The organism is Paenibacillus sp. B01, from assembly GCF_009649995.1.
In the GTDB taxonomy this organism is placed as follows: domain Bacteria; phylum Bacillota; class Bacilli; order Paenibacillales; family Paenibacillaceae; genus Paenibacillus_O; species Paenibacillus_O pasadenensis.
On record NZ_CP045802.1, the window covers coordinates 4521166 to 4533821 of the forward strand.

Genomic DNA, 12656 nt, shown 5'->3' on the forward strand with positions numbered 1-12656 from the left:
TTTTTTGCACACGACAAATAGGCACCGGAAACACCCGGTGCCCAGCGCCTGTGTGAGTCCTGTCATGGAAGCCTCCGAGGTTAGCTGACGGATTCGGGCGTGACGGCCGCCCTATCCCCCCGGAAAAGTTCCGAGCGGAATTCACCCCTGCGGATCGGCTGTCCGGCTCCACGAGCCGCCGTCCGCGCTGGTTCCCCCGTTCCCGGCGCTTGTCGTCCGGAATTCGGCAGTTTAAAGTTCTATAGGATCGGATTTGATTATATAGGATAAAGGACAGGTTACCAAATGCGTCCGCAGGCGTTGGCGGCCGATTTGCTTCGTTTTTCGAGGCTGGCGGACATTGCGGAGGATGCTAGCCCCTCCGCGCTCGCTCTTTTGCCCGCTGGCTCGTCCGTGCGGCCGGGCGGCATGGATAAAAGGAAAGCCGCTGTGGTAAGGTTAATCCATGGATCCAACCAGGCAGCGCCATCAGCAAGGAGGACTTCGATGAATTCATCCCATCTTGACCAGGCTTTTCGAAGATACGTTTGGTATGGCGCAATCGGAGCCGCTTTATTCCTGCTGCTGCAGGTCATCCCCTCGGCAGCCGGAGTCGGCGCGGAGAGCGAGCCGGTCCACCCGGTCAGCCGCGGGCAGGCGATGGCGGCTGCGGCCGACTTTGCCCAGAAGCAGCTGCGCGCGCTTCCCCAGAACGCCCACGCGGTCCATCAGGCCGACAGGCTGATGGCGGGCTATGTGGCGAAGGAGAAGCTGGGCAAGACGCTGGACAGCAGCGCCGGACTCAAGGTGCCCGTCGATGTCTGGCAGGTGACGCAGAACTTCGACGACGGCCGGCGGCTGCTCGTCGAGATCGGCATGACGAGCGGCAAGCTCGTCGGCTGGAAGCAGGTGCTCGGTCCGACCGGAGGCGACGGAGGAAGCTCCGCGCTGGAGGGCGAGGCGCTGGACCGGACGGTCCAGCGGCAGGCCGACGAGCTCGGACTCGGCCAGCTGCGCCGCTCGGGCCCGGCCAAAGAGGGCTCCGTCCGCTACGAGGCGGCGATCACCGTCGGCGAAGCGAGCCTGATCGTCCTCGCCGCCGGCGAGCGCTTGGAGGGGGAGAACAGGCTGACCCGCTTTCAGCCCGTCTACGAGGTCCCTGCCTCCTACGCCGCCTATACGATGGAGCAGGACCGGCTCGGCGAGCAATTGTCGCTGCTCGGCAATCTGCTGCCGTCCGGTATCATGACGCTGCTGGCCATCGTCTACGCCATCGTCATGAGGCGCTTCACGTCGTTCCGCCGGGGCTGGGCGCTGGCGCTGATCTTCCTCGCCTTCTACACGGTCAACAACTTCAATCTGCTGGACGGCTTGCGGGCGATCTACGGGGGCGAGGTCAACGCGGAGCTCGCGGCGATGGCCCAGCTCGTCTTCATGACGGCGCTCACCTTCGTCATGGCGGTCGGAGCGTACTTCTCGCTCGTCGCCGGAGACGGGCTGTGGAGAGCCCAGGGCCGGCCGCTCTGGACCGCCGGCTCGGAGCCCGGCTTCGGAGCCGAGGCGTGGAGCGCGATGAAGCTCTCCTACGCGCTCGCCTTCCTGCTGCTCGGCCTGCAGACGCTCATCCTCGGCGGCCTCTCGGCCGCCACGGGCGCCTGGGCGACGACGGACGTGACCCAGTCGCCGTACAACATGGCGGCGCTCTGGCTCATGCCGCTGCTCGCTTGGTGCGCCGCCATCCAGGAGGAGGCGGTGTACCGGCTGTTCGGCATCGGCCTGCTGATGAAATGGATCAAAAATCCGTTCCTCGCCTCGCTCATCCCGACGGTGATCTGGGCGCTCGGCCATGTCACCTACCCGATCTATCCGTCGACGACGAGGCTCATCGAGCTGACGATCCTCGGCCTGCTGTTCTCGTACCTGTTCCTGAAATTCGGCTTTTTCACCGCCGTCTTCACCCATGCGGTCATGAACAGCGTGCTCATGTCGATGTCCCTGTTCATGACCGGCCGGACGGCCGAGACGGCCGCCGGCGTCATCTACATCGTCGCGCCGATCGCCGTCGCGTGGCTGATGCGGCGGTACGGCCTGCAAAGGCGCGCGGCCGCCTATCCGCCGCCGGCCTGACGCGGCCGGCGCAGACGAAAAAGACGAAGCGGGAGGAAGTCCGCTTCGTCTTTTTTTGCTGGCCGGCCGCCCTCACCGCTACTCCTCGCGCAGCGCCTCGACGATGCGCTCCGCGAGCTTGTCGCCGATGCCGAGCGGACGGAAGTCCTCGGCCTTCGCCTCGCGGATCTTCTTGAGCGAGCCGAAATGCCGCAGCAGCTGCTTGCGCCGCTTCTCCCCGATGCCGGAAATCGAGTCGAGGCGCGACTCGGTCATCGACTTGCCGCGCTGCTCGCGGTGGAACGAGATCGCGAACCGGTGCACCTCGTCCTGGATGCGCTGCAGCAGGTAGAACTCCTGGCTGTCGCGCGGCAGCGTCACCGGCTCGGGCGGGTCGCCGACCATGAGCTGCGCCGTCTTGTGCTTGGCGTCTTTGACGAGACCGCATACCGGCACCTGCAGCCCGAGTTCGTTCTCGAGGATGTCGTTGGCCGCGCTAATCTGGCCCCGCCCGCCGTCGACGACGATCAGATCCGGCAGCGGCAGCCCTTCCTTGAGCACCCGCTCGTAGCGCCTGCGGATGACCTCGCGCATCGTCTCGTAGTCGTCCGGCCCTTGCACCGTGCGCACCTTGTATTTGCGATACTCCTTCTTGTCCGGCTTGCCGTCGGTGAACACGACCATCGCGGATACCGGGTTCGTGCCCTGGATGTTGGAGTTGTCGAACGCCTCGATGCGGCGGATGTCGGTCATTCCCAAATAGGCCGCGAGGCCCGCCTGAGCCTTGACGCTGCGCTCCTCGTCGCGCTCGATCAGCTTGAACTTCTCGTCGAGCGTCACCTTGGCGTTGCCCTCGGCCATCGCTACGACCTCGCGCTTGCGGCCGCGCTGCGGCAAATGCACCTTCACCTTGAGCCAGCTCTGGAGCGAGGCCCTCACCTCGTCGGCGGCCGAGCCCGGGGCCGGGTCCGCGCCGTCGGATTCCGGCTCCGGCTCCGCGAGGCCGTCCGCTTCTGCCGCCGAGTCCGGGGCAGAAGCGGACGCAGCGAGACTTTCCCCGGCGTCCGCCTCGCCTTCCTTGACGGCCGCGGAGGCGCCTGGCAGCGGCAGCAGGATTTCTTTGGGCAACGCCGGGTTGTCGCTGTAATATTGGGTCACGAACGTCATGAAGTCGTCATACGCCTCGCCGTAATACGGGAACGACGTCGTGCGCCGCTCGATCAGCTTGCCGCCGCGCATGTAGAGGATCTGCACGCACATCCAGCCCTTGTCGGTCGCATAGCCGAACACGTCGCGGTCGAGCGCGTCGGACAGCGTGATCTTCTGCTTCTCCATGACGGCGTCGATCGCCTGGATCTGGTCGCGGTATTCCTTGGCCCGCTCGAACTCCATCGCCTCCGCCGCGGCCGCCATCTTGCGCTGCAGCTCCGCCTTGACCTCGTCCTGGCCGCCGTTCAGGAAGCGCGCGATCTCCTGCACCATCGCCTCGTACGTGCCCGGCTCGATGTCGTACTCGCATGGAGCGATGCATTGTCCGAGATGATAGTAGAGGCACACCTTGTCCGGCAAGGTGTTGCACTTGCGCAGCGGATACAGCCGGTCGAGCAGCTTTTTCGTCTGCTGCGCCGCATAGGCGTTCGGATAGGGGCCGAAATATTTCCCCTTGTCCTTGACGATCCGCCGCGTCACCTCGAGCTTCGGATGCTTCTCGCTCGTGATCTTGATGTACGGGAACGTCTTGTCGTCCTTGAGCAGGACGTTGTAGCGCGGGTGGTACTGCTTGATGAGGTTGCACTCGAGGATGAGCGCTTCCATGTTGCTTGCCGTCACGATATATTCGAAGTCCCGGATCTCCGAGACGAGACGCTGCGTCTTGCCGTTGTGGGTGCCGTTGAAATACGAGCGCACCCGGTTCCTCAGCACCTTCGCCTTGCCGACGTAGATGATGGTGCCTTCCCCGTTCTTCATCAGATAGCAGCCCGGCTGATCGGGCAGCAGGGCGAGCTTGCCCTTGATGTGGTCCATCGTCCAGAGGCCTCCTTTTCGCGGCGCATCCGCTGGATTGCCGTACCTTCTATTGTAGCACAGGGGGCTTCGGCGAGTCAGTCCCCGCCTGTCCGCAAGGGCTGGCGGCCGCTCGGCGGCAATCGCTTCCATCCGAGCCGGACAGGCAAAATTCGCCTTTACATAAGTTCCGGAGTCTGGGTATACTACTAGGAGAAGTTGTCACGTGAGGTGCTGGCCCCCGGCCATGGACTCCGCCGCGCCGGCGGCAGGACAGCGATATTGAAGCGAGGAGGACGCACTATGGAGAACGTCAACGTCAGAGACCCGCGCGAGCATGTGAACGAGGAACCGCGAGACGACCTGAAGGATCTCGTGTTCGGATTCGGCGGCATGATCGGCTTTATGACCGTCGCCTATATCATCATGGTGATTGTCAAATACATCATCGATTAACGTTCCGCTACCCCATCCAACTCCACCCTCCGGCCCTCGGCCAGGAGGGCATTCATTTTTTAGGGGCCGCAAAGGCAAAAAAGACGAGGCGGAAATCCGCTCTCGTCCTTTTTGTTTTTGCGCGTCGACGCTGTCGTCGGCATCATCCTTGCGCTGCGGCCGTTCCTTGCTGCCGAGCCGCCGCAGCTTCGAACCGCTTGCGCTCTGTCCGGTCGATCTGCACGATCCGCCCGTCATGCACGGTGATGAGCACCGAGCCGTATTCCAGACCGTTGACCTGATCCGCGATGCGGTCGAGCCACGCTTCATCCAATTCCACCGGCTTCGCCATGATTCATCCCTCCAGATCTTGATTCCGCTGAGCGGTCTTCCATTCGACCAGGCTTTTCGCCCCGAGCGTCAGCAGCGCGAGCAGCATGAGCAGCGACGCCGCCGCGAACGATGCGGAAAACTGGTACTCATTGTATAAAATCTCGACATGCAGAGGCAGCGTGTTCGTCTCGCCCCGGATATGGCCGGAGACGACCGAGACGGCTCCGAACTCGCCCATCGCGCGGGCGTTGCAGAGCACGAGGCCGTACAGCAGGCCCCATTTGATATTCGGCAAAGTGACGCTCCAGAAGATGCGGAAGCCCTTGGCGCCGAGCGTGGCCGCCGCCTCCTCCTCCTGGATGCCCTGAGCCTGCATGAGCGGGATCAGCTCTCTGGCGACGAACGGGAACGTGACGAACATCGTCGCCAGCACGATGCCCGGCGGAGCGAACACGACCTGCAGGCCGCGTTCGTCCAGCCACGGCCCCAGGTAGCCCTGGGCGCCGAACAGCAGCAGGAACATGAAGCCGGCGATGACCGGCGACACGGAGAACGGCAGATCGATGAGGCTGAGCAGCAGGCTCTTGCCGCGGAAGCTGAACTTGGCGATGAGCCAGGAGGCCGCGATGCCGAACACTGTGTTGAGCGGCACCGCGATCGCCGCGACGAGCAGCGTCAGCTTGAGCGCCGACACGGCGTCGGGGTCGATGAGCGCGCTCAGATAGACTTCCCAGCCGCGCTTGAGCCCTTCGACGAACACGGTGATGAGCGGCAGCAGCACGATCAGCGTCAGGAACAGCACGGCGATGCCGATCAGCAGCCAGCGGACGGCGGCCGGCTCCGAAGTCGGACGGCCGATGTCGGCCGGAGCCGGCTTGCGGACGGAGCGGGAGGTGGCGATTCCGCCTGCCATGGGCGATCCCTCCTATTCCGCCAGAGCGCGCCGGCTGGCGCGCCACTGGATGTAGTTGATGAAGAGCAGCATGGCGAAGGACATCACGAGCAGCACGACCGCGATCGCCGTCGCCTGCTCGAGCTCGAACGACTCCAGCTTGGTCATGATGAGCAGCGGCGCGATCTCGGTCTTCATCGGCATGTTGCCGGAGATGAAGACGACCGAGCCGTACTCGCCGATGCCGCGGGCGAAGGCGAGGGCGAAGCCGGTCAGCAGCGCCGGCGTCAGCTCCGGCAGCACGACGCGCAGCACCGTGCGCCAGCGTCCTGCACCGAGCATGACCGCCGCCTCCTCGATTTCCTTGTCGAGATCCTCAAGCACGGGCTGCACGGTCCGCACGATGAACGGCAGGCCGATGAAGATGAGGGCGATCGTAATGCCGAGCGGCGTGAAGGCGACCTTCAGGCCGAGCGGCTCGAGCCACTGGCCGATCCAGCCGTTCGGGGCGTAGATCGCCGTGAGCGCGACGCCCGCGACCGCCGTCGGCAGCGCGAACGGCAGGTCGACGAGGCTGTCGAGCAGCCTGCGGCCCGGAAACCGGTAGCGCACGAGCACCCAGGCGACGATCAGCCCGAACAGCAGGTTGACGAGAGCGGCGGCAAGCGAGGTGAGCAGGCTGATCCGGTAGGAAGCCATCACCCGCGGGGCGGTCACGGTCGACCAGAACTCGCCCCAGCTCAAATCGGACGTCTTGAGGAAGATGCAGCCCAGCGGGATGAGGACGATGATGCCGAGATACAGCACCGTGATGCCCATCGTAAGGCCGAAGCCCGGCAGCACGCTGCGAGACCGGGAACCTTTCATGTGAAGTCAGCTCCTGTAACGGTAGGATAGCGCGGTCGGTCCGCTCAGCTTACTTGGAGCCCGGCGTGTAGATCTCGTCGAACGTGCCGCCGTCGGCAAAGTGCTTCTTCTGCGCTTCCGCCCAGCCGCCGAAGTCCTTGTCGATCTGCAGCAGCTCGAGGTCTTTGAACGTGTCCTTGTACTGGGCGGCGATATCCGGGTTGATCGGACGGTAGAAGTTGTCGGCGGCGATCTTCTGGCCTTCGTCGGTGTAGAGATACTTCAGGTACTCTTCCGCCACCTCGCGCGTGCCCTTGCTGTCGACGACCTTGTCGACGACCGCGACCGGAGGCTCCGCCAGGATGCTGAGCGAAGGATAGACGATCTCGAACTTGTCGCCGAGCTCCTTTTGGGACAGGAACGCCTCGTTCTCCCATGCGAGCAGCACATCGCCGATGCCGCGCTCGGTGAACGTCGTCGTCGAGCCGCGGGCTCCGGAATCGAGCACCGGCACGTTCTGGAACAGCTTCTTGATGAATTCCTTCGTCTTGGCCTCGTCGCCGTCGTCCTGCTTTTGCGCGTAGCCCCATGCCGCCAGGTAGTTCCAGCGGGCGCCGCCGGACGTTTTCGGGTTCGGCGTGATGACCTGAACGCCGTCCTTCACGAGATCGCTCCAGTCCTTGATTCCTTTCGGATTGCCCTTGCGGACGAGGAAGACGATCGTCGACGTGTACGGCGCGCTGTTGTCCTCGAACTTGCCCTTCCAGTCCTTGTTCAGCAGGCCTTTCTCGGCGATGGCGTCGATGTCATAGCCGAGCGCCAGCGTCACGACGTCGGCCTTGAGGCCGCCGATGACCGACAGCGACTGCTTGCCGGAACCGCCGTGCGACTGCTTCACGGTTACTTCCTGGCCGGTTTTGTCTTTCCAGTACTTCGCGAACGCCGCGTTGAAGGACACATACAGCTCCCGCGTCGGATCGTAGGAGACGTTCAGCAGCTCGACCGGCTCCTTCGGCGTCGGCGCTTCCGTCGCGCCGGCATTCGCAGCCGTATTTTCAGCCGGCGCGTTCGCGGCACCGCCGCTTCCCGCCGAATTTGCAGCGTTGTTGCCGGACCCGCATGCGGTCAGACCGAGAGCGAGCGAAGCCGTGAGGAGCAGGACAGGCCATTTGGAGAGCGAGTTTCTTTTTGACATGATGGACACACCCCTTGGTTTTTTGGTCGATCCGCGCTCATGCCGGTGGTCCGGTAACAAGCCGTCAATTCCCAGTTGTTTAGTTGGTTTATGAAACGAATCATACCAGCCTATTCCTATCCGTGTCAACGGATTTTTCAACCGGATTTATGCAACGCATAAGGAGGGCTTATAAGGGATAACGCGGCGGGAAATTGAAACGAGGGCCCGGCTCTCGCTTCGGGGAGCGGGCATCGGAAACAGCGCCCGCTTTCGCGGAGCGTATATGAAATCGGCACCCGCTTCGCGGAGCGGGGACTGACATCGAGAGCGCCCGCTTCGCGGAGCAGCATTTGAAACCGGCACCCGCTTCGCGGAGCGGGGACTCGTTCCGATCTCCCTGGAGCCCAGATTCCTTTGATTCAATTTTTCAAAAAGGAAGGAATCCGGCCTCCAAGGGAAACGCTGCCGCTTCTCCACAAGCCCCCGTCCGCTTCGCTTTCCGGTTTGGTTCGCTCTGCCGCTTCGCTCGGCCATCCGCAATCCAATGGCACGGCTGACAGTTCCCCCCGTCCGAGACCCGTTCGCCCCGAATTACTCGGTTTTTCCGCGTAACTCCCCCCGTCCGGCACCCATTCGAGCCGAATTACTCGGTTTTTCCGCGCAACTCCCCCGTCCGGCACCCATTCGAGCCGAATTACTCGGTTTTTCCGCGCAACTCCCCCGTCCGGCACCCGTTCGACCCGAGTTGCGCGGTTTTTCCGCACAGCTCCGACGACTCGGAGACGACGGAATCGCCATCCTCAAGCTGCTCTAGGCGCGACGAAGCGCGGCAGCCCGCGGGCATCTTTACGGAGGATCAAAAAAAGCCGCTCTTTCCGTCCGGCAAGCGGATCGAAAAAAGCGGCTTGTCTTCTATTCCTCGGCGCTGTCCTTGCGGCCGCGCTTGTTCGTGCCTTTGACATGCACGACCTCGACGAAGGGACGGATCCGGTCCATCAGGCGCCGACCCTTGTGATACTCCTCGCCGTCCTTGCTCGTGAAGCTGAAATGCTGCTCCAGGTCGTCCAGCGCATGATTGGACGTATAAAAGGTCGGCTTGCGCTCCATCCGATAGTTGAGGATCGAGCCCATCACATGGTCGCGCACCCACGGACTCAGATTCTCGGCGCCGATGTCGTCGAAGACGAGGATGTCGGCTTCCTTCATCAGGTCGATCGTCTCCTTGAGCTTGCCCGGCTCGCCGAACATCGCCTTGAGATCCTCGACGAAGTCCGGCATGTAGACGATGACGCCGGAGCAGCCGTTCTTGGCGAGCTCGCTGAGCAGATAGCTCATCAGGAACGTCTTGCCCGTGCCGAACGAGCCGGTCAGGTACAGCCCTTCGGGCTGCAGGCCCTGCTCCTTGGTCCGGCGGATGTACTCCAGCACCTTCATGACCGCCGTCGAGCGGGCGCGGTCCTTCATCAGAATCTCGTCCGCCGAGTAGGCGCTCTCCAGCGTGCGCTCGCTGACGTAGAAGCTGCGGATGCGGGAGCGGATCTGCTCCTCGTTGCGGCGCGCGATGAACTTGCGGCAGGCCGTCTTGCGGTCGATCAGCCGCAGCTCGTCCGCGACCGTCTCGGTTGACAGCAGCGTGTAGTGGCCCTGGAAATCGTTCGGACAGCGATCGAGTCCCGGGCAGCTCTCGCAGCTCCGATGCTCGCGCACGTATTGGTACACCAGATTGGAGTTGCGCCGCAGCACGTCCTCGTCCAGCTCCGGATGCTGCTCCATCAGCCTCCGCACCTTAGGCTCGCGCATCAGCTCGTCCAGCTGCTCCTGCGCGCGGGCGCGCAGCTTGCTGCCGCCGGGCATGCTCTTCAGCAGATCGCGCAGCGATTCCATTGCTTCCACCTCCTTCGTTCGGATCGGCTCGTTGCGCTAGCGCCCGTCGAGCTTGCGCGCGAGCTTGCGCATCTCCTCCAGCTCCTCATCGCTGATCTCCGGCTCCGGCGCGGCATCGTCGCCGACGACCGGCAGCACCGGCTTGCGCGGCTGGCCGGCTCCGCGCCGATACCCGCCCGCGCTTCTCGCTCCGGCGGCGGCGCGTCCTGCCGGCTTGGCCGCGCCTGAGGCTTCGGCCGCCTCCTTGCTGCGCTCGAGCTCGGTCTGGCTGCGCACGTACAGCACCGCCTTTTCGAACTCGTCGACCTGCTGCACGAGCATGTTCGAAGCGACCGCCTCGATGAACGTCTTGGTCACCCGCGCCGAGCCCTTCATGCCGAACACATAATGCACGAGCACGTTGATGACCGGGGCCGGCAGCCGATAGTGCAGGTCGATGCGCTCGAACTGCCGCTCGATCCAGTCCGGCACCGCTCCGGGGAAGAAACGCTTCAGGAAGCGGGTATGCGGCTCGTTGCGCATGAGCATGTTGTATTGCTGGATGTCGCAGCGTCCCGTCAGCTGGGACGGCACCGGCAAGTAATGCTCGGCCTGCACGCCCTGCTCCGGCAGCTCGGCGTCGGCCTCCTCCTGCAGGCGCGACCCGGCGGCGCGCCGCTCCTCCTCGCGCTTGCGGTCCTGCCGATGCAGCTGGGCCGCCTTGAGCTGCAGCGCGTCGGTCTGGATGCCGCCGCGCCGGTCGAAGGCGTCCTCCTCGTCGAGCAGGCGGCATAGATCCGCCGGACCGAGCTCGTATTTGTAGGCGATGTAGTTGAGCTGGGCGAGCGCGTCCTTGTCCCCGCGCATCCGCTCCACGAACGGCCGGTTGAGCGAGCCGCGGGGGAAGCGGTACAGAATGTCGCCGTACTCGATGCCCGCTCCCGGCTGGGCGACAGGCTCCGGCGGCTGCCGGAGAGGCGCGGACTCCTCCAGCGCCTGCTCCAGCTCGGCGTCCACGGCGGCGCTCAGGCGGAACAGCTCGTAGAACGGCATCGAGATATTCTCCCTCTGCAGCTCATGCTGCGCCAGCTCGTCCGGCTCTCGCCGCAGCAGCGTCTCCTGGAGCGCGACGACGCCGTACTTGCCGACCTTGTCGCGCAGCAGCATGCTGAGATGCTGGCTGCGGAAAAACTCCGCCGGAGACAGCGGCGCATGCAGCTCGTACTCGTAGACGACCTCCTCCTGCCCCGGCAGGAACAGCCGGCAGGTCGTCAGCAGGCCGAGCGCCTCCAGCACGGAGGCGCAGCGCATGAGCTCGCGGCGTCCCGATTCGCTCGGATCGAGCCCGAGCCCGAGGAACAGCCTGCGCTGCGCGTCCATCGGAGAGTAGCCGCTGTAGCCCTCGTCCACTTGATGGTACAGGAGCTGATACAGAGAAGAGGCCGCTCCGCCGGTCATCGGCTGATAGATGAGCGCGAGCATCCGCTGGTCGAGCGGGCTCAGCGCGAAGCCCCGGTAGACGCAGAACCGGTGATGCTCGGTAAAAGCCAGCTTGCTTCCGATGCGCATGGGCGTGCCTCTCCTCCGTTCAAATCCGTTTTTCGTCCTATCAGTTTATCATAGAGCGGCCGCATCCGACAGCATTCGCCACGAGAAAGCGGCGGCCTCCTTTTGCCATTTGCGTCTCCCGGAGGCGTCGCCGAAAAAGAGGACGGCCCGCTCCTCCCACGGCTCCGGTGGAACCGTCTGGAAAAGCGGGCCGCCTGTCCGGCCTGCGCCCTAGAACATCTTGTAGCCGCCGATCCGCAGGGCGCGGATGGCGTAGCCGCTCACGTAGGCGCCGACAAGCGCCGCGACGACGGGCAGCCAGTCGATGAAGGTGAACTCCGCCAGGTTGGCGCTGAAGGTAGCGGCGTGATCCCAGGTCGACCATATGTAAAGCGGCACCAGCACGATGACGAACAGATAGATGGGGAACCAAGTCGTCTTCATCAGCATGTTGAGAATGAAGCCGATCCCGAACATCATGACAAAAAACAACACCATCGCAATCACGATTTGAAGCATGCGGCCAATCATCCCTTCGGCTAGCGTTCCTTTTCAGTTTATGCCAAGCCCCCTGGCAAGTCAATTTGCAAAAGGCCGTCCGGCTCGACGAAGACGGGTGGATCGGCTACAATGGGGAATGGATCTACGAGCGAAATTCGGGAGCGTACGCCGCTCCCTTTAATGAAGGAAGGAGCCATGCAACGATGAGTGATGCCGCACAAACGCTGGAGGGCTGGTACGTCCTCCATGATTTCCGCACGATCGACTGGCAAGCCTGGAAGCAGGCCGGAGAAGGAGAGCGAGCCGCCGCGCTGGACGCGATCCAGTCGATGCTCGCCGATTGGAGCGCCCAGGAGGAGCAGCGCCAGGGCAGCACGGCGTTCTACGCCATCGTCGGCCAGAAGGCGGACTTCGTGCTCATGCACCTGCGCGAGACGCTCGAGGAGCTGAATGAGCTCGAGACCAGCTTCAACAAGAGCCCGCTCGCCGCGTTCACGAAGCCGGCGTATTCGTACGTCAGCATCGTCGAGCTGTCGAACTACATGAGCAAGCCGGGCGAGGACCCGATGTCCAATCCCGACATCGTCGCGCGCCTCAAGCCGACGCTGCCGAAGGCCCGCCACATCTGCTTCTACCCGATGAACAAGCGCCGCGACGGCGGCGACAACTGGTACATGCTGAGCATGGACGAGCGCCGCGCGATGATGCGCAGCCACGGCATGATCGGCCGTCAGTACGCCGGCAAGGTCAAGCAGATCATCAGCGGCTCCGTCGGCTTCGACAACTGGGAGTGGGGCGTGACGCTGTTCGCGGAGGACGCGCTGCAGTTCAAGAAGCTCGTGTACGAGATGCGCTTCGACGAAGTGAGCGCCCGCTACGGCGATTTCGGCGACTTCTACGTCGGCAATCGGCTCGATGCGGACAAGCTGGTCAAGCTGCTCCAGGTGTAAGATCCGCGCCCGCCAAAAGATG

11 protein-coding genes and 1 riboswitch are annotated in these 12656 nt (G+C 63.8%); of the genes, 3 read left to right on the plus strand and 8 right to left on the minus strand.

Going from position 1 to position 12656, the window contains the following annotated elements:
• Positions 1–54 precede the first annotated feature (54 nt).
• Positions 55–239: riboswitch (cyclic di-AMP (ydaO/yuaA leader) on the minus strand.
• 247 nt (positions 240–486) lie between these two features.
• On the plus strand, positions 487–2106 hold the full coding sequence (locus GE073_RS19320) for a CPBP family intramembrane glutamic endopeptidase (RefSeq protein WP_153784123.1): 1620 nt from the start codon (positions 487–489) through the stop codon (positions 2104–2106).
• Positions 2107–2184: 78 nt separating this feature from the next.
• Here the strand turns inward: GE073_RS19320 and uvrC are convergent, their stop codons facing one another.
• On the minus strand, positions 2185–4110 hold the full coding sequence (gene uvrC / locus GE073_RS19325) for an excinuclease ABC subunit UvrC (RefSeq protein WP_153784124.1): 1926 nt from the start codon (positions 4108–4110) through the stop codon (positions 2185–2187).
• A 282-nt stretch (positions 4111–4392) separates the two neighbouring features.
• On the opposite strand from uvrC, the gene GE073_RS19330 reads away from it, so the two are divergent.
• A complete protein-coding gene (locus GE073_RS19330; protein ID WP_101808037.1) occupies positions 4393–4545 on the plus strand; it encodes a YqzM family protein in 153 nt (50 codons plus the stop codon).
• A 142-nt stretch (positions 4546–4687) separates the two neighbouring features.
• Here the strand turns inward: GE073_RS19330 and GE073_RS19335 are convergent, their stop codons facing one another.
• From GE073_RS19335 to GE073_RS19365, 7 genes are all read right to left on the minus strand, one after another.
• A complete protein-coding gene (locus GE073_RS19335; RefSeq protein WP_153784125.1) occupies positions 4688–4876 on the minus strand; it encodes a YezD family protein in 189 nt (62 codons plus the stop codon).
• Between the two features lie 3 nt (positions 4877–4879).
• Positions 4880–5770 carry a sulfate ABC transporter permease subunit CysW gene (cysW, locus tag GE073_RS19340; RefSeq protein ID WP_028599271.1) on the minus strand — a complete coding sequence of 297 codons (891 nt, stop codon included), beginning with the start codon at positions 5768–5770 and terminating at the stop codon, positions 4880–4882.
• Positions 5771–5782: 12 nt separating this feature from the next.
• Entirely contained in the window at positions 5783–6616 is an 834-nt protein-coding gene (gene cysT, locus GE073_RS19345; protein ID WP_153784126.1) for a sulfate ABC transporter permease subunit CysT, read from the minus strand.
• 49 nt (positions 6617–6665) lie between these two features.
• Positions 6666–7790, minus strand: coding sequence for a sulfate ABC transporter substrate-binding protein (locus GE073_RS19350; RefSeq protein WP_153784127.1), 1125 nt, complete (start codon positions 7788–7790; stop codon positions 6666–6668).
• Between the two features lie 894 nt (positions 7791–8684).
• Positions 8685–9656, minus strand: a complete 972-nt coding sequence (dnaI, locus tag GE073_RS19355; protein ID WP_101808038.1) for a primosomal protein DnaI — start codon at positions 9654–9656, stop codon at positions 8685–8687.
• Positions 9657–9692: 36 nt separating this feature from the next.
• Complete coding sequence (locus GE073_RS19360; protein WP_101808039.1) at positions 9693–11204, minus strand: replication initiation and membrane attachment family protein; 1512 nt, start codon at positions 11202–11204, stop codon at positions 9693–9695.
• Between the two features lie 210 nt (positions 11205–11414).
• Entirely contained in the window at positions 11415–11702 is a 288-nt protein-coding gene (locus tag GE073_RS19365) for a YuiB family protein (RefSeq protein ID WP_028600548.1), read from the minus strand.
• 185 nt (positions 11703–11887) lie between these two features.
• On the opposite strand from GE073_RS19365, the gene hemQ reads away from it, so the two are divergent.
• Complete coding sequence (gene hemQ, locus GE073_RS19370; protein WP_028600547.1) at positions 11888–12634, plus strand: hydrogen peroxide-dependent heme synthase; 747 nt, start codon at positions 11888–11890, stop codon at positions 12632–12634.
• Positions 12635–12656: the final 22 nt, after the last annotated feature.

What these genes read in the sequence shown, in the direction of transcription:
- dnaI (WP_101808038.1), bottom strand. Translation starts at nt 9,656, where the DNA reads ATGGAATCGCTGCGCGATCTGCTGAAGAGCATGCCCGGCGGCAGCAAG.
- GE073_RS19360 (WP_101808039.1), bottom strand. Translation starts at nt 11,204, where the DNA reads ATGCGCATCGGAAGCAAGCTGGCTTTTACCGAGCATCACCGGTTCTGC.
- GE073_RS19335 (WP_153784125.1), bottom strand. Translation starts at nt 4,876, where the DNA reads ATGGCGAAGCCGGTGGAATTGGATGAAGCGTGGCTCGACCGCATCGCG.
- GE073_RS19365 (WP_028600548.1), bottom strand. Translation starts at nt 11,702, where the DNA reads ATGCTTCAAATCGTGATTGCGATGGTGTTGTTTTTTGTCATGATGTTC.
- cysT (WP_153784126.1), bottom strand. Translation starts at nt 6,616, where the DNA reads ATGAAAGGTTCCCGGTCTCGCAGCGTGCTGCCGGGCTTCGGCCTTACG.
- cysW (WP_028599271.1), bottom strand. Translation starts at nt 5,770, where the DNA reads ATGGCAGGCGGAATCGCCACCTCCCGCTCCGTCCGCAAGCCGGCTCCG.
- uvrC (WP_153784124.1), bottom strand. Translation starts at nt 4,110, where the DNA reads ATGGACCACATCAAGGGCAAGCTCGCCCTGCTGCCCGATCAGCCGGGC.
- hemQ (WP_028600547.1), top strand. Translation starts at nt 11,888, where the DNA reads ATGAGTGATGCCGCACAAACGCTGGAGGGCTGGTACGTCCTCCATGAT.
- GE073_RS19320 (WP_153784123.1), top strand. Translation starts at nt 487, where the DNA reads ATGAATTCATCCCATCTTGACCAGGCTTTTCGAAGATACGTTTGGTAT.
- GE073_RS19330 (WP_101808037.1), top strand. Translation starts at nt 4,393, where the DNA reads ATGGAGAACGTCAACGTCAGAGACCCGCGCGAGCATGTGAACGAGGAA.
- GE073_RS19350 (WP_153784127.1), bottom strand. Translation starts at nt 7,790, where the DNA reads ATGTCAAAAAGAAACTCGCTCTCCAAATGGCCTGTCCTGCTCCTCACG.